The organism is Dyella humicola (assembly GCF_026283945.1).
GTDB classification, from domain to species: domain Bacteria; phylum Pseudomonadota; class Gammaproteobacteria; order Xanthomonadales; family Rhodanobacteraceae; genus Dyella; species Dyella humicola.
In genome coordinates this window covers 883,480-904,492 of record NZ_JAPDPC010000001.1, presented here as the reverse complement: position 1 = coordinate 904,492, position 21,013 = coordinate 883,480, and the positions used below count along the sequence as shown (strand labels likewise).

Genomic DNA, 21,013 nt, shown 5'->3' with positions numbered 1-21,013 from the left:
CACGACACGGCGCCCAAGCGTGGCCGCAGGGACGGCCAAGGCACGGGCCTCCGTCAGGCGCTGCAGCGCACCGATAAAGCCATCGTCTTTTGCCTGGAGGACTTCGCGATGTCACCAAGCCACAAGCTCGATACGGCGCTGATTACCGGCGCATCCGCCGGCATCGGCGCCACCTATGCCCAGCGCCTGGCCCAGCGCGGGCACGACCTGGTCCTGGTGGCTCGTGACAAGGCGCGCCTGCAGTCCCTGGCCGAACGACTGATGCGCGAGTTCGGCGTGAATATAGATGTCCTGGCCGCCGACCTCACCGCGCAGCCAGAACGCGCGCTCGTGGAACAACGTCTGCGTGACGACGACACCATCGGCTTGTTGATCAACAACGCCGGCATGGCGGGCGCGGGCTCGATTGTGGCGCAACAGTTGGAGCGGTTCGAATCGATGATCCAGCTCAACGTCATCACCCCCACGCGGCTCACCAGCGCCATCCTGCCGCGCCTGCTCGCACGCGGCTACGGCGGCATCATCAACATTGCCTCGGTGGTCGCACTGGCCCCCGAACTGTTCGACGGCACCTACAACGGCAGCAAGAGCTATCTGCTGAATTACACCCTTACGCTGCACAAGGAAGTGGCCGGGCGTGGCATCCAGGTCCAGGCCGTCTTGCCGGGCATCACGCGCACCGAGATCTGGGAACGTTCGGGCGTCGATGCGAATGCGCTGCCCGCCCACATGATCATGGAAGTGGACGAGATGGTGGATGCCGCCCTGGCCGGCTACGACATGGGCGAGCTGGTCACCATCCCTTCATTGCCGGACGTCGAAGACTGGAACCGCTATACCGCCGCGCGGCTGCATTTGGCACCGAACCTTTCACGCGATCACGCCGCCGATCGTTACAAAAGTGATATTTCCGAAGACGCCTGACTCGAGCCATCGGAAACCGGGCAGCCGTTGTTGACTCGCGTGCACGGGACAACGGATGGGGGCCAGCGGTGAGCTTGCCGAAGCGAGCGCAGCGCGCATCGTCCATCACACTTGTGAGCCGAAAGACCATGGGCTGAGCGCGATCGCCCAGGCCGCCATCGCGCGAGCGACCCCGTTCCCGGCTGGCCGGCGAAACTGATCGGAGGGTCCCTCGGCTACCCCTGTGCGCGATATAGTGGAGCCGGCCGCACTGCCAGCCGGCGGCGGCCGTTGCAGGGCCAAGGCGAGCGCTGTGCTCGCATGCGCCAGGTACATTCATGGGAGAACCACCATGCGATATACGTTCCTGGAAGGCAATAAAGACGGTTGTATCCTGATTGCCCGCATACTGCTGATGATGTTGTACGTGATCTTCGGCTGGAACAAGGTGGTGGGCTTCTCGGGTACGGTCGCCTACATGGCCACGGTCGGCGTGCCACTTCCCGTTGTGACTGCCGGGATTGCCCTTTTCATGGAGTTCGTCGTGGGCTTGGCGATCGTGGTGGGCTTCTACACACGCCCACTGGCACTTTTGCTGGCGATCTACACGGTCGGCGCAGCGGTCATCGGACACCAGTTCTGGAACATGGTCGACCCCGACCGCGCAGCGAGCATGATCAACTTCTACAAGAACGTGAGCATCGCCGGCGGCCTGCTGTTGTTGTGCATAACCGGGCCGGGCAGTTATTCGATCGATAAGCGATAGGCTTGCACCAGGCACGAGGAGCCCTGCTGCCCGGGACTCCTCCGACATGCCGGAACCCGCACCCGCGGCGACCGGCAGGTAGGCGTTTTGCAGGGCCCGGCCCTAGTCGGCCAACGTACGTAGTTCGGGATGACGTGAGTGCTTCAGCTGGTCGAGCAACGCGGCCGCGAAGTAAGCGGGTGCGGCCGCCAGGGCAGAGCTGAGCAAGGCGGACGCCTCGCCGATACGCCCCTCCTCCGCGAGAAAAGACGCCCAACTGCATTGCCCGCGGTAATCGCCCGCCTCCGCCGAACGCCGATAGAGCTCGCGGGCCTTGCCGAGATCCGCTGGCGTCTCCCATCCGTGTTCGTGGTACTGCCCCAGGAAATGCATGGCGCGAGCATGCCCTGCTCCCGCGGCGAGCCCGAAATACACGAAGGCATGAGCCCGATCCCTGGGCACCCCACGCCCGTTGGCGAGCACATGGGCGTAGTTGTACAGGCCCCAATCCGAGCCGTATTCCGCCGCACGCCGATACCACACGGCAGCGAGGGCGTAGTCCACCGATGCACCCCAGCCATTCTCATAGCACCGGCCAAGCATGTTCATTGCAGCGGGCTCGTTTTGATGGGCAGCCTGCTGGAGCCAGTAGACGGCTTCTTGCGCTTGGCGCTCGCAGCCAATGCCTTCCAGGTAGGCCTGCGCCACGGCCAGCTGCGACGCGCAGTGGCCGGCCCGCGCCGCGGCGAGCAACTGGCCATGCGCCTGGTCGGGCGCCGTTTGCAGAAGTTGTTGCAACTCGCCGGCACCCGGTTGCGCCGATTCACTCACGTTTCGGACCAGACGCGCAGCAGGTTATGATAAACCCCAGTCAGTCGCAGCACATCCGCATGATTGGCATGGGCCTGCGTCAGGCTCTGGATGGATACATCCAGCTCGAGCAACAAACGCCGTTTGCTCTCATCGCGGATCAGGCTCTGGATCCAGAAGAAGGCCGCCACACGCGCACCTTTCACCACCGGCTCCACGCGATGCAGGCTGCCGGAGGGATACAGCACGAGATCGCCCGCAGGGAGCTTCACCGTATGGCTGCCGAACGTGTCTTCGATGATCAGGCCACCGCCTGCGTATTCATCGGGTTCGCTCAGGAACAAGGTCGCCGAGAGATCCGTGCGCGTCGGCACGCCCTTGCCCGATCGCCGGTCATAGCGAATCGCGTTGTCCACATGCATGCCGAATGAGCCGCCGCCCTGATAGCAGTTGAACAGCGGTGGAAAGATGTGACGTGGCAGGGCGCCGGCAAAGAACGTCGTATGACGGTTCAGCGCGTCGAGTACCAGCTCACCCAACTGACTTGCTTCGGCCGAGTCCTCCGGCAGTTGCAAGTTGTCCTTGGCCAGCGCGGACTGGTGTCCGGCGGTTATCCGACCATCGGCCCAGGGCGCGTCCTGCAGGCGCTGCCGGCAATGCGCCAGCTCGTCGGGTGACAGGACGTTCGGTACGTGGAGCAACATGGCTTTTCCTTGTCTTCGGACCGCGCTCCCTTATGGGAGGCGCGGCAGATACGTCCGACCAACCCTGTCAGAGGCTGAAATTCGCCGTGAGCATGGCGGCCCGGCCCGGCGCCACCGACGCGTAGTGCGCGGCATACGCCTTGTCGAAGTAATACCTGTTGGTGAGGTTCTGCACGTTGAACTGCAGCGTCAGGTTCTTGCTGAGCTGGTACGACGCCATCGCATCGAAGCGCGTATAGCTCGGCACCCATTTGGTATTGACGGTGTCGCCAAACACCTTGTCCTGGTAGTAAGCGCCACCACCGACGGCCCAACGTGAGGTAATCGCCACGCTGGTCCACAGCGTGAAGCTGTTCTTCGGCGTATTCGGGAACTGCTTACCTTGGCTGGCGGCACCGCCCGGTCCCGTCTTCACCAGTTCGCTATCGAGATAGGTGTAGCCGCCGAACACGCTCCAGCGCTCCGTGATCTGACCGTTGAAGCCAAGCTCCACGCCGTCGACACGTTGCTCACCGACATTGATCAGCGGACTGCCACGCCCGCCCGTCGCCACGCGCGCATTGGTTTTTTCGCTGCGAAACACCGCGGCGGTAAGCGACAGGCGCTGATCCAGCACATCCCACTTCGTGCCCAGCTCGATGTTGCGGCTGTCCTCCGGTTTCAGATCCGCGTTGGTCACCGCGATGCCGTCGGCACCATCGCCCGCGTCGACACCCGGCGGATTGGACGAAGTGCCATACGAGAGGTAGACGCTGCCGTGCTGCGCCGGCTTGTAGACCACGCCCAGCTGGTAGTTCCAGAACTTGGCATCGTTGCTCAGTCGTGTGACCACGCCCGTCGTGGTGGTGGTGGCGGTGGACCGCGTGCTGAAGCTGTCGAAACGCACGCCTGCGTTGACCGACCATTGCGGATCGAAGGTCACCGTATCGAAGGCCCACGCCGAACGCGTATCGGTAACGATCCGCGTCGGGTTCTGGCCGCCGATGATCACGCCATTGAACGGATCGTTGGGGTTGGGATCCTGGGCTGACGTGCACCAATAACCCGATGCTGCGCCGATGCCGTACTTGCGGCTGCAGGCGCCGTTGACGACGGAGCCGGTGGTTTGGGTATCTGCTGCATTCTTCGCCGGGTCCACCACGTAGCTGCTGCGCTGGGTCTTCTCGCTGCTGATCTCGATACCCGCGGCGAAGCCGTGCTTCAACGAGCCGGTTTCGAAGTCGCCGGTGAGATCGGTCTGGTTGGTGATGTTGGTGGTGTTGCTATCGCGATTGTTGTTACGACGCCACATACCACCATTGAGCAGAAAATTGCCCTGGCTGTCATCGGGCTGCGTCCAGATGTAGTCATTGGTGGATCGCGCAACCATCGTCGTGTTGCGCAGCAACCAGCCGTCACCGAAGTTGTGCTTGACGAGCACCGAACCGATATCGTTGCCTTGCTTCTGATAGTCGCGATCCAACCAGCCGTAGTACGTGCCACGCGAAACGGAATACGGGCGGCCGTCACCATTGAGCCTGGCGTAGGGACTCGTGGCAGCAAACGGGTTGTTGTACGGGATGCCGCTATCCGGCGTGTCGTCACTCTGCAGGTGGTAATAGCTCAACGTCACACTGGTCTGCGCATGCAGCCCGAACGTGACCGACGGCGCGATGCCCCAGCGCGACATCGCAGGCCCGTTTCGACCCGGCACATCGTTGCTGTGACCCATGACGTTGAGGCGTACGGCCGAGTCCGCGCCCACGAGCTGATTCCAGTCCGCCGTGCCTCGATAGAAATGATCCGTGCCGATACCGGCCGTGCCACGCAGGAAGTCCTCGGACATCGGCTGCTTGGTGGTCAGGTTGATGCTGCCACCCACACCGCCGCGCCCGGTATAGGCCGAGCTGGGGCCCTTGATCACCTCGACCTGGTCAATGTCGAAGATCTCGCGCGACTGCGATCCGGAACTGCGAATGCCATCGATGAAGACCGAGCTCTCGGCGTTGAAGCCGCGGATGATCGGGCGATCGCCGTTCGGATTGCCGCCCTCGCCTGCACCAAACGTGATGCCCGGTACCTGGCGCAACACATCGAGCAACGACGTCGCTGCCGTCTGCTGGATGATCTCCTGCGGAATTACCGTCACCGAACGCGGCGTATCGAGCAACGGCGCCGTGAACTTCGGCGATGACGTGTTGACCACGGTGGATTGAACCTTGATCCCATCCAGCTCCTGCGCCTTCTGCGGATCGGCCGCGCCGTCACGAACATCGGTGGCGTCACCGGTCGCAGCGGAAGCCGCCGTGGAAGCCAAGGCCAACCCAAGCGCGCTGGCCACCAGCTTGATGGGAGGGTTGGCTGCGGAAGACACCATTGCTTTGGAGGTCATGCTCGATCCTTCGCGCAGACGTGCGCCGCCCGCCTCGGGTAAACCGGAGGAGCTGGCACCGTCTGCTGGGTTAGGGGAATGAGTGCGTTGACCGTGGCAGGGCGAGGCCGCTTGGCTAGGTGACGCGAGCGGCAAGATACGCTTCTTGCGAATGATTCGCAATAACCTTCGGTCGACACCCGCGGGGATTCGAGATGCGCCGGGCGTCAGCGGCGGCCTCCCGACTTCTTAAATTGTGATTTCCGTCACACTTACGACGATAGGCTGCCCCATCGCAGGGGGTATCGATCGGTTCCCGATCGAGGGCGTATCAAACCGATTCGATGGACGGCAACTTCCCGGCAGGGAATGCGTAAGCTCGTACGAGGGTGCGGCTTGTCATGACCCAGGCGTCTGCGGAACCGGTTTTCCGGTATCGGGCATTTATCAGTTACAGCCACCAGGACAAGACCTGGGCGGACTGGCTGCACAAGGCCCTGGAGACCTACCGCGTCCCTTCACGCCTGGTGGGCAAAATCACGGCCGCCGGCACGATTCCTCGGCGCCTGGCGCCGGTCTTCCGTGACCGTGACGAGCTGGCCAGCGCGACCGACCTGGGTCGCAAGGTCAACGAGGCGCTCGGCGAGTCCGCCAATCTGATCGTGATCTGCTCGCCACGCTCGGCGCTATCGCACTGGGTCAATGAGGAAGTGTTGAGCTTCAAGCGGCTAGGCCGCAGCGAGCGGATCTTTTGCCTGATCGTCGATGGCGAACCCAATACGATCGAGTTGCCCGGCCGCGAAGCCGAGGAATGCTTTGCACCGGCGCTTCGCCATCCACTCGGCAGCGACGGCCAGTTGAGCCTGGAGCAAACCGAGCCCATCGCGGCCGACGTGCGGCCAGGCAAGGACGGCAAGATCAACGCCAAGTTGAAGCTGATCGCCGGCATGCTCGACGTGGGCTTCGATCAGCTCAAACAGCGCGAATTGCAGCGACGCTACCGACGCATGACCACGGTCAGCGCGGTCGCGATCGCCATCATGCTGGTCACCACCTTCCTGGCAATCGACGCCGTGGTGGCACGCCGTGCCGCCGAGCGGCGCCAGAAACAGGCCGAGGATCTGGTGGGCTTCATGCTCGGCAATCTCAGCGACAAACTCGGCGAGGTGCATCGGCTCGACATCATGCAGGCGGTTGGCGACAAAGCCATGGCCTATTTCGCTTCGCTGCCGAGCAGCGATGTCACTGATGCGGGGCTGGCCCAACGCGTCACGGCGCTGGAGAAGATCGGCAGCGTACGCATCGACCAGAATCAACTGCCCGCGGCACTTGAAGCCTATCAGGCAGCCGCCGCACTTGCCGCCCAACTGGTACATCGTTCACCCGGCGACGTCGCCCGCCAGGCCGCCTATGCCGATAGCCTGAAGTGGGTCGGCCAGACCTACTGGTATCAGGGCGATCTTCAACGCGCCTCCCAGAACTTCAAGACCGCCAGTGCACTGCTGCAACAGGCGATCGCGGCGCAACCGGCCAATACCGACATTGCGTTCGCCCTCGCCATGGCACGAAGCAATACCGGCCAGGTGCTACAAGCGGTCGGCGAACTCGCGAGCGCGAAGATCGAGTACGACGAAGCCCTGAGAATCCTCCAGAGCCTGACCGCCAAACAGCCGCCCAACACGCTGTGGCAATCCGAGCTTGGCTATGCCTGGGATCGCCTCGGCAAGCTGGCCCTGGAACAAGGCCGCCTCGACGCGGCCATCGCCGCCTATCGCAACGATCAGCGCATCAAAGTCGCGCTGGCCGCGCGTGATCCGAATAATCATCAGGCGCAGGAAGATCTCGTGGTCGGCGACGCGATTCTTGGTCGTACGCTTGCGCTTTGCGGCAAACTCGAAGCGGCCGCGCGCTACACGAAGCAGGCCGTGGACCGGGCCAAGGCGCTCGTGGCCTTCGATCCGGCCAATGAACAATGGCGAGAGTACGTTGCGCTATACAGCCAGCAACTGGGTGGCCTGCTACGACAGCAGGGTCAATGGGATGCCGCCGCCGTCGCCGATAACGACGCCATCCAGATCTTGAGCGCGCTTGCGGCCAAGGACCCCGCGCTGGAGGAGCTCCAAAAGGAACTGGCGCAAAGCCAGCTGGAAAGCGCACGTCTGCAACTGGCGAAAGCTGACCAAGACGCCGCTGAGCCTTTGGCCAAAGCGGCGTTAGCGACGATCCAGACCTTGCTTGCGAAGGACGGCAGCGATCGCAGCCTGATGCTGCTTGCAGCACGGGCCTACACGGTGCTCGGGCAGGTCGCCGCCCAACGCCATGACGCGGCCGCCGCGCGCGATGCTTGGGTGCGCGCACGCGACGCCATCGCCGTCACGGCAAGGTCCAGCGATGACCCCAATGTGCTCTCGACCTGGGCCGGCGCACTACTGCTGCTCGACGATATCGATGCGGCGCGTCCGGCCGTGGCGAAGCTTGCGAGCATGGGTTACCGGGCACCGGATTTCGTCGCCCTGGTCACGCTCAAGCAAGTGGATTATCCACTCGACTCAGAGGCCGAGCAGCGAATCGCGAAAGCGATGAACTGAATCCCTATGGAGACGAATGGCCGAGGCCGATCTTCGAACCAGCTATCCAAGGCGGTAGGCGACCCGCCCGACCCATACCGCCCATCGCCATCCCATCCCCTTATTAGGAGTTAAGCCATGGCAAATCTAAGCGTTCTCGTGAGTCTGGACACGACCAAAACTCCTCCCGTGACCACGAATCCGGAAGAACTTGACGTCCAGCCAGGCAGCAACGTGATCACCTGGTCAGTGGATCCGGCGTCCCCCATTCAAAATTTCAATTTCAGCTCGCTGCACTTCAATCCACCCACACCACCCTGCTTCACCAATATGGGCATCAGCAACCCGCAGATCACGATCCAGGACAACAATACAACCCCGGTTCCGGCCCCATACGGCTATACCCTGGGAGTGACCTACAACGGGCGGATCTATAACTCAGGGTCCGCCGCGGCGGGCGCGGCTACTCCTCGAGCCGAAGGGAGGGGAAGTCCAAGCATTCACAACAACTAGCTCGGGGCAAACGCAAGCCTGAGGTGAGTCAACGGCCGGCGCAAAATCAAGCACGTCATCAGCCATCCGCTGTCCAGGGAACAGATGCAGGGAGCCGACATGACGCCTCTGGATATCTGTGTTACCAGCCATCGCAATATTTCCGCGCGCGAGGTCGGACCGATCCGGCAACGCGTGCGGGATTTTCTTGCGCGCCTTGCACATGACTCCCCTGAACTTCGGCTCGTCGTGGTCAGCTCGCTGGCCGAGGGTGGCGATCAGTTGGTGGCCCAGGAAGCACAGGCAGCCGGCTCGCATCTCATTGCGCCGCTGCCGCTACCCAGGTTTCTTCTTTACGTCACATTCGAAGCACTATGGTTTTCTGTCGGGGGGAAGGCTGACGAATAACTCGTCAAAGCAACAACCACCAACCTCGAAGAGGAACCATAATGAAACAGATGCTATTTTCAACGCTGATTGGCATTGCACTAGCAAGCAGTGCAGGTATTGCACAAGCCGGTACGGTGAGCGCCTCTCCCGGCTTTTTGGCCAATGGCATTAGCTGGTTTCTGACGTTCTTCGCAGCAGACCCTGCGCCACAGCCTGACGGCATGGGAAGCCCAACTATCCACAACAAATAATTGGGAAAGATTCCGCGATGTCTTGAAGTAACGACCGAGGATGGGTCGTATGATGCTCAAGCTGGCGACTGTTCGTGCGAAAACACCAGGGAGCCGAAATGACACCACTGGTCATCGGTGTTACCAGCCATCGCAATATTCCCGCGCGCGAGGTCGAGCCGATCCGACAACGCGTGCGGGATTTTTTCGCGCGGCTAGCACATGACTTCCCTGAACTTCGGCTCGTCATCGTCAGTTCGCTGGCCGAGGGCGGCGATCAGCTGGTGGCTCAGGAAGCGCTGGCAGCCGGCGCGCATCTCATTGCGCCGCTCCCGCTACCGAGGGATCTCTATATCGATGACTTTCACGACCCCCGCGTGCGCGCCGATTTTGATGCGCTGTGCGACCAGGCCGAGGTCGTGCAACTACCGTTGCGCAAGGGCGAAACGAGGCAGGCGATTGAATCGCACGGCGCGGAGCGTGACCGGCAGTATGCGAAAGCAGGCATCTACATTGCCAGCCATTGCCATATCCTTCTCGCCATCTGGGATGGCAAGGACTCAGGTCGACTTGGTGGCACCGCGCAGATCGTGAAATACCATCTGACCGGCACCATGCCCGGACTGCTCGATCGACATCGCGATACGCGCCAGATCCTGGGCCGCGGCGACGAACGGTTGATCTACCACATTGTCTGCTCTCGCGACGGTATCGATGGGGAGGTTGCCGAGGGCTTGCAGCCGCTGCAGACCCTATGGCGTAGTGCCGAAACCACATCCACGGAGGTCGACATGCCGGCCGAGTTCCGGCTGATGTTCACCCGCATGTCGGAGTTCAATGCTGATTGCGCGAAGTACGCCGAGGAGATAGCGGAATCTGCTGCAGAGGCGCCATCGGCGAGTGCGTCTCCCATAGCGACGATCGAAGAACTGTTTCGCGCTTCCGACTGGCTGGCCCTGCACTTCCAGAAGCGCGTGATGGTGGCCATGCGCGCCACTTACACGATCGCCGCCATGATGGGCATCGCTTTCACCTTCTACGCTCATCTCTCGGAACAGAACAATCTCATCTATTTATTCGTGTTCCTGTTTGCGGCGGGTGGTGTCGTGGCGTTTCTCGCCCATCACCGTGGCTGGCACCGCAAATATCTTGACGACCGCGCGCTGGCGGAAGGATTGCGTATCCAGTGGTACTGGCGACGTGCAGGCGTGATGACCTCGATCGATCATGAATTTGCGCACGGCAATTTTCTGCAGCGGCAAAACATCGAGTTGGGCTGGATTCGTAACGTGATGCGTGCCGCCAGCCTGCGGCCGCCACCCCGGGCCACCGCCGAGGGCCTGACCATGGTCATCGACGAATGGGTGGGCGACTCGGGAGAATCCGGACAGCTCGATTACTTCGAACGCAAAATCATCGAGCGCACCTCGCTGAACCGCGTCACCGAGACGATCGGTGCGATCAGCCTATGGGCGGGCATCGCGATCAGCGTGTTCCTGGCCCTGTTCGCCCTGAAACTTTCCGAAGCAACCAAGACACCGCTGGTGATGACGATGGCCGTGCTGTCAATTGTCGCTGCCGTTCGTGAGGCCTATGCGTACCGCAAGGCGGATCGGGAACTGATTCGGCAATACCGCTTCATGCAGCATATTTTTGCCGGGGCGCGCGCGGCGCTCGACCGAACCCATGACCCGGTCGAGCAACGCGACATCCTCATTTCGCTGGGCGACGCCGCGCTGAGCGAGCATGCGGAGTGGGCGCTTATGCATCGTGAGCGTCACGTTGAGCACAGCAAGTTCTGACCGGGGCGATGCGCGAGGCGAACAAGCCATTCCCGGGGCACGGCCTGAGCAAGCGCATGCCCGCCGCTTCAGCGACGGCCGGAAGTGCCTCAAGGCGGTGGAGTTCATCATCCAGTGCCTTCACTATCCTGCAGATTCGCTGGGTCGCGGCGTGACCAGCGGCAAGGCGATGGAAGAGGGTTGGAACCGGCGCCTGTCCAGCCGATGCCGCGCGTATCGGCTTGCGAAACTTGTAGATGAACCGGTCCGTCTTGCCATGCATGGATTTATCAAAGGCCGGCAGTGAGTGATCGTCTCCGGCCTGACGCAAGGCGTCGCTCTCACCTACGTATTCGAAGCCTGCAGCCGTTACCTCCGCCTTCACCACGGCCGGATCGATGCGATGCAATTCGTCGGTTTTGGACACACCACTGCCAGGGGCGGCGGCGTGGTCAAGCACCATATAGATGCCGCCAGGCCTCAGCGCATCGAAGATGGCTTTGTTGAGGCGAGCCAGGTCCGGCGATCCCATGAAGGGATCATGCAGATCGTGGTAGTTCTGCGACGTCCACACCATGTCGACATGTTGCGGTAACGACAGCTCGGCTATCGGCTGCACGAGTACGCTCACGTTTTCGTAGCCGGGCGTGCTGGCGAAGCCTTTCAGGCGCTGCAGGCCTTTGGGAGCTGCCTTGTCCATTTCCGTCGGCTGCAAGGCATACACGCTGCCCTTGGGCCCGACGATCTTGCTGAAGACCCGGGTGTAGTAGCCCGCTCCAGGCATCAGATCCACTACCTTGTCGCCTGGCTTGATGCCCGCGAACGCAAGCACCTCGCCCGGCTTGCGACTGGCATCCAGCGACGTGTCGTCCGCGGGACGCGCCGGATCGGCAATCGCGGCGGCAACGTAGGGTGGCGGACCCACCTCGGCATTCACTCGCCCGCCGGCCCAGCAGGCAAGCGCAAAAACGACAAGAACGACAAACAACGGTTGGCGCTTCATGGAAAACCTCCTCCGATTCAAAGCCGCCGTCGAAAAGCCCTGTTGGCTAACCACCACTCCATGCTTGACGTGTGCACGACATCCTTTCCTATCCAGCCTCCATGGGATGAAACCGGTGCTGTCGCCTCGTCCCGTTTCTCCGCGCATGGCGCGAGGCGGTGAACTCAGTTGACGTAGTTGATCGCGATCGCCGGCGTCACCGTGCGCTCGGTGTTGTGGCCGCCGGCAATCACGCGGACGCCAAGCAGAACGCCGAGATTGGACGTCCAGCTGTATTCGACGGCGGGTGCATAGCCAAAGGCTTCGCTGGCCCCGGCGTTCGCATGGACGCGCGACAGATCGGGCAGCCCGGACGACACGCTCAGGAAATCGACACCGTTCATGGTGGTGTTGCGACTGCGGCTATAGATCGCATCCAGCGCGAGCACCCAACGCTGGGTCAGGCTGTATTCCACCGACGTATCGACGAAGGTGGCATTTCCCGGCTCCACCGTGCCGCGAAAGTTCGGACCGGTGCCGTACACACTGACGCCGTTGACATCCACATGGCTGGAAAACGTCTCCGACACATTGAGCCGCAGGCGCAAGAGGCGTCGATTCGGCAGCCTGAAATACGTCTGCGCGTTGATACCCAGGTCCGTCGCATAGGCGCCGCTACCGATGCCGTTGCTCGGGCGATGGCCAAGCTGATCGTATTTGCCGGTGGGAAAGGACTGCTGCAACTGGATGGCGATGGTCGGCATCCAGCTGCCTTCGTGGAACTTGGTCAGCCGGTACTGTGCCTGCACGGTGAAATCACCCACCAGCACGCCCGAACTGTTCGGACCGTGGTCAACCTGGTTGTAGCCGAAGATGGGAATGATGCCGATCGTCAGACGGTCCACCAGCCCATAGTTCATATACGTGCGCGATCCATAGCTGTTCGAGTGCTCGGCCATGATGTTGTAGAGATAGGGCTCGATCAGCACATGGCCTTGCGGCAACGTCTCGGCCGAGTTCGCCAGCATCGGTCCAGTCCACCAGGCATCGTCTTGCACGATGGCGGCGGGGCCCGCCGTCTGGGCGTGAGCAGGGGCCAGCCACACAATGCAGCTGAAAACGAGCAGCAGAAAATGGCATCCGATTCGGCGAAGCGCGTTCATGGCCTGCCCTGCAATATTTCGTTCCCCGGGCCTTGCCGGGGCGTATGGGTAGAAACTAGGCTATCAAGTGGTTGTGTGAAATAACCACTTTAAGACGATGTGATATAGCCACTTCAGGCGGAGCGGGTATGAAACGTCTATCGGCCAGCTTTCTCCCACCGGTCGCGCTCAGCGCGGCTGGCGGCGCCCCGATGTATCAGCAACTGTCCGAGTGGTTTCGGCGCGCGATCATCGACGGCCAGTTACGCCCGGGCCAGCGCGTGCCTTCGACGCGTGCCCTCGCCAGCGAATTGAAGGTCTCCCGCATACCGGTACTCAGCGCCTACGAACAATTGCTGGCGGAAGGCTATCTGGAAACCTTCACCGGGGCCGGCACCTGCGTCGCACGATCGATACCCGACGACGCCTCGAAACCGGCCGGATCAAAACCGAAAGAAGCGACGTCGCAACGTGCCCGGAAAGGCGCTACGCGAAGGGTGTCCCGCCGCGCGATACAGATGCACGCTCCTGAACAAACATGGTTGAGCAATATGGGAGCCTTTCGCGTTGGCCTGCCCGCGCTCGATCACTTCCCCAGCGAAGCCTGGTCGCGGCTGGTCAACCGGCATTCCCGGCATATGCCGCTCGAGGCCATGGCTTACGGCGACCCGATGGGGCTCCTGCCATTTCGCGAAGCCATTGCGGAATACCTGAGTACCGTACGCGCGGTGCAATGCGATGCATCGCAGATCCTGGTCACGACAGGTTCGCAACACAGCCTGCAGATCTGCTCCCACGTGCTGCTGGATGCCGGTGAGTCCGTATGGGTTGAAGAGCCCGGTTACCCAGGTGCGCGGCAGGCGCTGGAGTCGGCAGGCGCGCAACTGGTTCCGGTCCCCGTCGATGACGAAGGCATTCGCGTCGCGGAGGGCATGCGCCTCAACCGCCATGCACGTGCTGCCTACATCACGCCGTCGCACCAGTTTCCGCTCGGCAACACCATGAGCGCGGCCCGGCGCATGCAACTGCTTGGCTGGGCAGCGCAGAACGATGCATGGATCATCGAAGACGACTACGACAGCGAGTACCGCTTCGGCGGAAGACCCACGACCTCGCTGCAAGGCCTGGATACCGATGCACGGGTGATCTACCTAGGCACCTTCAGCAAAGTCATGTTTCCCGCGCTGCGCCTGGGCTACATGGTGGTGCCGAAGGACCTCGTTGCAGCGTTCTACGGCGGCCGCGACGCCATGGATACGTTCTCATCCGCGCTCTATCAGTTAGCCATGACCGACTTCATTCGTGAGGGACATTTCGCGCGACACATCCGCCGCATGCGCGTGCTCTACACCAAACGACGAACGGCTGTGCTCGAAGCCATCCAACATCATCTTGGCGACAAACTCCAGGTGATCGGCGCCGAGGCCGGCATGCAACTCGCCGCCCTGCTCCCACCCGAGGTGAACGACGTCGACGTTTCGATCAAGGCCGCCAAACAAGGGGTCTCGGTCAGACCCCTGTCCCTCTGCTATCTGAAGCCGCCCACCCGGGGTGGCCTGATCCTTGGTTACGGCGGCGCCACCGAACAGGAAATCCATGACGGCATCCGCAAGCTCAAGCTGTGTCTTTGAGCTTGCAAGTCGGCCTCCTCGTGCACTGGGTGCCGACTCCTGCTCGCCGGAGATCACATGTGGTTGACGTCTACAATGGCTTTCGCGAAAGCCTCGGGCGCCTCTTGCGGAAGGTTGTGACCGATGCCGCCCTCGATGACCCTGTGCGCATACTTTCCTGAGAATTTCTTGGCGTAAGCGCTGCCTTCGGGGTGCGGCGCACCGTTGGCATCACCTTCGAGGGTGATGGTGGGCACCGTGATGACTGGGCTTTCGGCAAGCTTCTTCTCGTAACCGTCAAATTTGGGCTCGCCCTCGGCCAAGCCGAGACGCCACCGATAGTTGTGGATGACGATAGCCACATGATCCGCGTTCTCGAAAGCTGCCGCTGAGCGATCGAACGTGGCGTCGTCGAAGTTCCACTTTGGCGATGCCAGCTGCCAAATGAGTTTGGCGAAGTCGTGCCGATTCTTGTCATAGCCGACGCGGCCGCGCTCCGTGGCGAAGTAGAACTGATACCACCATTGAAGCTCGGCTTTAGGTGGCAATGGCGCCTTACCTGATGCCTGACTGCCGATCAGATAGCCGCTCACGGACACCATGGCCTTGCAGCGCGCTGGCCAGAGTGCAGCGATGATATTTGCGGTCCGCGCACCCCAATCGAATCCGCCGATCGTGGCCTTCTCGATCTTCAGCGCATCCATCAAAGCGATGATATCGACGGCTATCGCCGATGGCTGGCCATTGCGCACGGTGTCGCTCGCAAGAAAGCGGGTGGAGCCGTACCCACGCAGAAACGGGACGATCACTCGGTACCCCGCAGCAACCAGCAACGGTGTGACGTCGACAAAACTGTAGATGTCGTAGGGCCAGCCATGCAGAAGCAGGACCGCGGGACCGTCGGCAGGCCCGGCTTCGGCGTAGCCAACATTCAAAAGACCGGCGTCGATCTGTTTGATGGAGGCGAATGACGCATGCGCACTCGACTTGACCGGGGCCTGACTCTTCGACCCCGCGGCGCCTTGCTGGGCGTCTGCGCGAGTCGCGACGCCTAACGGGATGGCGGCCAGCGTCACCGCAGCGGCGCCAAGAAGGCTGCGACGGCGAGGATCAACCTCGTCGGATGGCGTGATCTTTTTCATGTCGAAGCTCCGTAGTGTGGAAAGCGGTATTAGCGACGCCGAAGGCCTGGACCGACTCAGCCAAAGGTGAATACAAAGGCCTCTGCACCCGGGTCGAGAAATTCGATCTGGAACTCCCGATCGGCGACTGGCCCCGGTTGCCGAATGAGCTGATACAAACGCTGTTCGGAAACCGTACCGTTTCCCTGCTCGTCGACGTCAACGCCGTGAGCATCGCCCGGAGGCTTTCCGTCGATCAGCACGCGAAATTTTACCGGCGTTCCTTTCGCCCTCGGCCCCATGACCAGATGAAGATCGCGCGCGTGAAAGCGATACACGATGCGTCCACCGGCCTTGTTCATGACCGCGGAGTGCTTCTCTATCGTCCAATCGCCTACCAGGGCCCAATGGTTGAGGTTCAACGATTCAGGGGCGGAATAGACGCCATGGCTGCTGAACAGGCTGCCCCCCTTGGACGCGAAGTTCTCCGCGCGTTCCGAACCGACATAGGTTTCCGGTGACTTCAGGTCGGCCAGGTCCGGGGCAGCGTCGATGCCCCGGCCATCGCCCGAGACCAGCGTTTGATCGACGTTGCGTGCCCCGGCATCGGCCAGCAATTGTTGAATCACTCTTTCGGTCTGGTCGTACTCGCCTTCACCAAACACATGGTGTCGAATGCGGCCATGGGCGTCCACGATATAGATTGCGGGCCAGTATTCATTGTTGAAGGCCTGCCAAATCCCATGATTGCTGTCGATCGCGGTAGCAATGGGGGAACCGACCCTGAGATCGGTGACGGCCTGACGAACGTTGTCGAGATTTTTTTCAAAGGCGAACTCGGGCGAGTGCACGCCGATCACCACCAATCCTTGGTCCTTGTATTTCCTGGCCCACGCGCGCAGATAAGGAAGCTGACGTATCGAGTTGATACAGGAATAGGTCCAGAAATCCACCAGCACGACTTTTCCGCGCAGACCGGCTGGGGTCAGTGGCTGCGAATTGAGCCACCCGGTCGCCCCGCTGAGCGAAGGCATATCGCCTTCGACAGGCAGATCCATACGCTGTGGTTCTGCTGGCATGGGCACGCCACTGGCCTCCACATAGGCCCCGATTGACATCCCCATCACGCAGGTGATCATCAAGGTCGGCAAGAACTTGCTCGCATTCATGATGGACATGCTCCCTCGCCGGGAACTCCCTCAAAGCCTGCATCGTTACACCCCTGGCGTTGTCGTTGCGTCTATAGGATCAAGATATGGGCGCGCGCGTCTGGCGATCGCGTGGATAATGGCGCAGCCTGGACCGGGTTAATCTCAACGATATTCGGTCCCTACCGTAGGGCGCGGTAAAGGGTCTAGCCATTGCCATCCAGGCGGGCGTGGTAAATCCCTGTCCACGCCAGAGTTCGGCGAACGAAGCCATCATCGAGTGGGACTGATTGCAGGTCCGCACGGGCGCATCACGACGCGACAACCATGCATCAAAACCCCGATCAAAAAGGAGTGGAGTGTGCCTACGACTGTTGCGCAACCGGTTGCCGAAAAGCTTACGCAGTCGGCCATCTTTCTCGTGCTCACACTGAAGCCGGATCCACGCGCCGGCCAAGCGGTGCGCACGCTTTGCAGTGACCTGGCATCGCTCTTGCGTGCCATCGGCTTCCGCGCTCCGGATGGGCGCCTGTCGTGCGTCATGGGCTTTGGCTCGGACGCTTGGGGCCAAATATTTCCGAACCCCAGGCCCGCCAACCTGCATACGTTTCAGGAGATCCGTGGCGAGCACCACGCCGTCTCTACACCGGGCGACCTACTCTTCCATATCCGTGCCACGCACATGGACCTTTGCTTTGAGTTGGCAACCCAGATCATGTCCCGACTAGGCGACATCGCTACCACCGCTGATGAAGTGCATGGCTTCAAGTACTTCGACGCGCGCGACCTGTTGGGTTTTGTCGATGGCACCGAAAACCCCGTGGACCAGGATGCCAAGGACGCTACGATCATCGGCGACGAGGACCCGGCCTTTATCGGGGGCAGCTATGTCATCGTGCAGAAGTACCTGCATGACCTGAAGGCGTGGAACGCGGTGCCCGTTGAACAACAAGAGCGCATCATTGGCCGCAGGAAGCTGTCCGACATCGAACTTGACGATGCCGCCAAGCCGACCTACGCCCACAACGTGCTCACGACCATCGAAGAGAACGGCGAAGAGCTGCAAATCGTGCGCGACAACATGCCTTTCGGTGACGTTGGCAAGGGCGAGTTCGGCACGTACTTCATCGGCTATGCACGCTCCCCGGTCCGCATTGAGCAAATGCTTACCAACATGTTCGTCGGCAAGCCACCCGGCAACTATGACCGCCTGCTCGACTTCAGCAAGGCGGTGACGGGAACATTGTTCTTTGTGCCGTCGGCAACCTTCCTCGCCAACGTACCAGCGGAAGACGTTTCCTCATCGCCCCCTGCTGACGAAGAGGAGGTGCTCGACGCTGCGCATACCCATCCACAGTCCTCAGACGGTTCGCTCGGTATCGGTTCGCTCAAAGGAGCACCAGCCCATGAATAATCTGCACCGGGAGCTTGCGCCCATTTCCGCCAAGGCGTGGGAACAGATCGAGCAGGAAGCGGCGCGAACACTGAAGCGCCACCTGGCAGCACGGCGGGTCGTGGATGTGCTGGGGCCCAAAGGCCCCGAGTACTCGGCCGTAGGCACAGGACACCTGGACGTCATCCAGCCGCCGGACGCTGGCATCGAAGCCTGGTTGCGTGACGTGAAGGCCCTGGTGCAACTACGCGTTCCGTTCGAGCTTACGCGTCGCGCCATCGATTCGGTCGAGCGCGGGGCGAACGATCCGGATTTGCAGCCACTCAAGGATGCGGCTCAAAAGATCGCCTTCGCCGAAGATCGCGCCGTGTTCGAAGGCTACGAACTGGCCCACATTCGCGGCATTCACAAAGGCAGCAGCAACAAGGCCATCGCCCTGCCGAAGCATGTCGAAGGTTACCCCGCTGCGGTCGCGCAAGCGGTCAGCCAGTTGCGCGACATGGGTGTCAATGGCCCCTACACGCTCTTGTTGGGTGAAGGGCCTTACACCACGGTCAGCGCGGCGACCCAGGAGGGCTATCCCATTATCCGGGACATGCGAAACCTGGTGGATGGGGAAATCATCTGGGCGCCTGCCATCAGCGGCGGCGTCGTGCTCAGCACGCGTGGCGGCGATTTCGAGCTGCATCTTGGCCAGGACATCTCCATCGGCTATCTGGGACATTCCGAGAGTGCCGTCCGTTTGTACTTTCAGGAGACTTTCACCTTCCTGCAATTGACCGCCGAGGCCGCCGTGGTGCTTTCACCTAGCGGCAAGTAAGACCATGTCGGACGGCGTCTAGGAAATCTGCCATTGCTGAAGGCGCCAGGCACGACTGCCACGTGCGCCCGCTCGGCCTCATACCCAGAGCCCCGGGATCGAAAAGCGAGGTACGCTATCCAGGTCGCGACATCCGCAGCACGGGAGGGCACGCGACATGAGTGGCCATCACCAGGAAAACACCCATTACGATGTGCTGATTATCGGCGCCGGGCTCTCGGGCATAGGCATGGCGTGTCATCTGGCCATCGATTGCCCAGGGAAGAACGTAGGCCTGCTTGAGCGTCGTAACGCGATCGGTGGCACATGGGATTTGTTTCGCTATCCAGGTGTCCGCTCCGACTCGGACATGTTTAGTTTCGGCTATCAGTTTCGGCCATGGAACGAACTCAAGGTTCTTGCCGATGGCCCATCGATTCGAGCCTACGTGGAGGAAACGGCACGCGCCTACGGGGTGGACAGGCGCATTCGCTTCGGCATCGGAGTGACGCGAGCTTCCTGGTCCACTGAACAGAAGCATTGGACCGTCATCGCGGTGAATGCGAAAAATGATCAGGCCTGCCGTTTCACTTGCGATTTCCTCATTACCTGCACTGGGTACTTCGACCACGAGAAGGGCTACCTGCCCGACTATCCCGGCATCGATCGCTACCAGGGGCAGTTCATTCACCCCCAACGTTGGCCCGAGGGTCTGGCGTATCGCGGCAAGCGCGTTATCGTCATTGGCAGCGGTGCGACGGCGGTGACGATCGTACCTGCGATGGCCGAAGAAACCGCCCATATCACGCTGCTTCAGCGATCACCAAGCTATATTTTCTCGCTTCCGGCCCATGACGGCATTTCCGCAGGCTTACGACATATTCTTCCCGCGCGCCTCGTCTATGCGATCGCGCGCAAGCGCAATATCTATCTGCAGCGGCTCATCTACAAGGCAGCGAAGCGTTGGCCCGCTCAAGTGCGCGCATTGCTTTTGGCAAGTGTACGCAAGCGGGTGGGCCCCGATGTAGACCTGAAGAACTTTTCGCCGAGGTACGGTCCATGGGACCAGCGCCTGTGCGCCGTGCCCGATGGCGATCTGTTCGAGGTGCTTCGGAAGGGAAAGGCGTCCATCGTGACGGATACGATCGACACCTTCACCGAGTCGGGAATTCGACTCACCTCGGGCAAGACACTCGAAGCCGACATCATCATCACGGCAACCGGGTTTCAGTTGCAGGCGCTAGGTGGGGCGACGCTGGATGTCGATGGCGACGAACGTCCGGTGGGTGAACTGATGACCTACAAGGGCGTCCTTCTGCAAGATACGCCGAACATGGCCGTGATCTTTGGCTATACCAACGCATCCTGGACACTAAAGGTGGACCTTGCCGCGAGCTACATCTGCCGGCTGCTTAACTACATGGACGACCGTCACCTGGCCACCGTCACACCGCGCGCACCCACCAACGAGATGCAGAGCGAAACGATCCTGGATTCGCTGTCGTCGGGATACGTGCTCCGGGGTGGAACATCCATGCCACGCCAGGGTCGAAGCGTGCCGTGGCGTGTGATGCACAATTACGAATTCGATCGCCGGATGCTGCTCAAGCTACCCATCGACGACCCTGCCCTTGAGTTCGATGCGCACAGCGACACCTATGCACGTCCGAAAGCGACAGATGACGTGTCTAGCCTTGGGTGAATCGATATGTTAATGAATTGAGCAAGGCGACGTCAGTGCAAGTCTCCTGTGGCCTTTGGCATCATGACCGTGATCCACAAGGCGCGGATCAACCACGCAATGCCGAAGACCTTTACTCTGACGACCTGCGACACGAAGCATTCG

Annotated in this window: 18 protein-coding genes; 11 read left to right on the top strand and 7 right to left on the bottom strand. The window is 61.3% G+C overall.

What is annotated here, in order from left to right; all coding sequences use genetic code 11:
- Positions 1–108 precede the first annotated feature (108 nt).
- Positions 109–924 carry an SDR family NAD(P)-dependent oxidoreductase gene (locus OUZ30_RS03890; protein ID WP_266180874.1) on the top strand — a complete coding sequence of 272 codons (816 nt, stop codon included), beginning with the start codon at positions 109–111 and terminating at the stop codon, positions 922–924.
- 331 nt (positions 925–1,255) lie between these two features.
- On the top strand, positions 1,256–1,669 hold the full coding sequence (locus tag OUZ30_RS03885) for a DoxX family protein (RefSeq protein ID WP_266180873.1): 414 nt from the start codon (positions 1,256–1,258) through the stop codon (positions 1,667–1,669).
- Positions 1,670–1,771: 102 nt separating this feature from the next.
- Here OUZ30_RS03885 and OUZ30_RS03880 read toward each other — a convergent pair whose 3' ends face one another.
- From OUZ30_RS03880 to OUZ30_RS03870, 3 genes are all read right to left on the bottom strand, one after another.
- Positions 1,772–2,479 (bottom strand): tetratricopeptide repeat protein, encoded by a 708-nt coding sequence (locus OUZ30_RS03880; RefSeq protein WP_266180871.1) that lies wholly within the window; start codon positions 2,477–2,479, stop codon positions 1,772–1,774.
- Positions 2,476–3,162: a Fe2+-dependent dioxygenase gene (locus tag OUZ30_RS03875; RefSeq protein WP_266180870.1), complete on the bottom strand. Its 687-nt coding sequence runs from the start codon at positions 3,160–3,162 to the stop codon at positions 2,476–2,478. Before OUZ30_RS03875 ends, OUZ30_RS03880 begins: the two co-directional genes overlap by 4 nt.
- 67 nt (positions 3,163–3,229) lie before the next feature.
- Positions 3,230–5,533: a TonB-dependent receptor gene (locus OUZ30_RS03870; RefSeq protein WP_266180869.1), complete on the bottom strand. Its 2,304-nt coding sequence runs from the start codon at positions 5,531–5,533 to the stop codon at positions 3,230–3,232.
- Positions 5,534–5,913: 380 nt separating this feature from the next.
- Here OUZ30_RS03870 and OUZ30_RS03865 point away from each other — a divergent pair, with 380 nt between their 5' ends.
- The 5 genes from OUZ30_RS03865 (at position 5,914) to OUZ30_RS03845 (ending at position 10,993) form a co-directional block, all read left to right on the top strand.
- Positions 5,914–8,100: a TIR domain-containing protein gene (locus OUZ30_RS03865; protein WP_266180868.1), complete on the top strand. Its 2,187-nt coding sequence runs from the start codon at positions 5,914–5,916 to the stop codon at positions 8,098–8,100.
- A gap of 117 nt (positions 8,101–8,217) precedes the next feature.
- A complete protein-coding gene (locus OUZ30_RS03860) occupies positions 8,218–8,592 on the top strand; it encodes a hypothetical protein (RefSeq protein WP_266180867.1) in 375 nt (124 codons plus the stop codon).
- Between the two features lie 99 nt (positions 8,593–8,691).
- A complete protein-coding gene (locus tag OUZ30_RS03855) occupies positions 8,692–8,979 on the top strand; it encodes a hypothetical protein (RefSeq protein ID WP_266180866.1) in 288 nt (95 codons plus the stop codon).
- A 41-nt stretch (positions 8,980–9,020) separates the two neighbouring features.
- Positions 9,021–9,212 carry a hypothetical protein gene (locus OUZ30_RS03850; protein WP_266180865.1) on the top strand — a complete coding sequence of 64 codons (192 nt, stop codon included), beginning with the start codon at positions 9,021–9,023 and terminating at the stop codon, positions 9,210–9,212.
- Positions 9,213–9,310: 98 nt separating this feature from the next.
- Positions 9,311–10,993 (top strand): hypothetical protein, encoded by a 1,683-nt coding sequence (locus tag OUZ30_RS03845; protein ID WP_266180864.1) that lies wholly within the window; start codon positions 9,311–9,313, stop codon positions 10,991–10,993.
- Here OUZ30_RS03845 and OUZ30_RS03840 read toward each other — a convergent pair.
- Both OUZ30_RS03840 and OUZ30_RS03835 read right to left on the bottom strand, forming a co-directional pair.
- Positions 10,953–11,975 carry a class I SAM-dependent methyltransferase gene (locus tag OUZ30_RS03840; RefSeq protein ID WP_266180863.1) on the bottom strand — a complete coding sequence of 341 codons (1,023 nt, stop codon included), beginning with the start codon at positions 11,973–11,975 and terminating at the stop codon, positions 10,953–10,955. The genes OUZ30_RS03845 and OUZ30_RS03840 overlap by 41 nt on opposite strands.
- A 164-nt stretch (positions 11,976–12,139) precedes the next feature.
- Positions 12,140–13,117: a transporter gene (locus tag OUZ30_RS03835; RefSeq protein ID WP_266180862.1), complete on the bottom strand. Its 978-nt coding sequence runs from the start codon at positions 13,115–13,117 to the stop codon at positions 12,140–12,142.
- A 128-nt stretch (positions 13,118–13,245) separates the two neighbouring features.
- On the opposite strand from OUZ30_RS03835, the gene pdxR reads away from it, so the two are divergent.
- Positions 13,246–14,727: a MocR-like pyridoxine biosynthesis transcription factor PdxR gene (gene pdxR, locus OUZ30_RS03830; protein WP_266180861.1), complete on the top strand. Its 1,482-nt coding sequence runs from the start codon at positions 13,246–13,248 to the stop codon at positions 14,725–14,727.
- 53 nt (positions 14,728–14,780) lie between these two features.
- Here the strand turns inward: pdxR and OUZ30_RS03825 are convergent, their stop codons facing one another.
- Together OUZ30_RS03825 and OUZ30_RS03820 are read right to left on the bottom strand one after the other, a co-directional pair.
- A complete protein-coding gene (locus OUZ30_RS03825) occupies positions 14,781–15,848 on the bottom strand; it encodes an alpha/beta fold hydrolase (RefSeq protein ID WP_266180860.1) in 1,068 nt (355 codons plus the stop codon).
- A 56-nt stretch (positions 15,849–15,904) separates the two neighbouring features.
- A complete protein-coding gene (locus OUZ30_RS03820) occupies positions 15,905–17,005 on the bottom strand; it encodes a thioredoxin family protein (RefSeq protein ID WP_266180859.1) in 1,101 nt (366 codons plus the stop codon).
- Positions 17,006–17,336: 331 nt separating this feature from the next.
- On the opposite strand from OUZ30_RS03820, the gene OUZ30_RS03815 reads away from it, so the two are divergent.
- The 3 genes from OUZ30_RS03815 to OUZ30_RS03805 all read left to right on the top strand — a co-directional run bounded on the left by OUZ30_RS03815 (position 17,337) and on the right by OUZ30_RS03805 (position 20,869).
- Positions 17,337–18,389 (top strand): Dyp-type peroxidase, encoded by a 1,053-nt coding sequence (locus OUZ30_RS03815; RefSeq protein ID WP_266180858.1) that lies wholly within the window; start codon positions 17,337–17,339, stop codon positions 18,387–18,389.
- Positions 18,382–19,188, top strand: coding sequence for a family 1 encapsulin nanocompartment shell protein (locus OUZ30_RS03810; RefSeq protein ID WP_266180857.1), 807 nt, complete (start codon positions 18,382–18,384; stop codon positions 19,186–19,188). The genes OUZ30_RS03815 and OUZ30_RS03810 overlap by 8 nt, the downstream gene beginning before the upstream one ends.
- Before the next feature lie 157 nt (positions 19,189–19,345).
- Complete coding sequence (locus OUZ30_RS03805) at positions 19,346–20,869, top strand: flavin-containing monooxygenase (RefSeq protein ID WP_266180856.1); 1,524 nt, start codon at positions 19,346–19,348, stop codon at positions 20,867–20,869.
- The last annotated feature ends 144 nt before the right edge of the window (positions 20,870–21,013 follow it).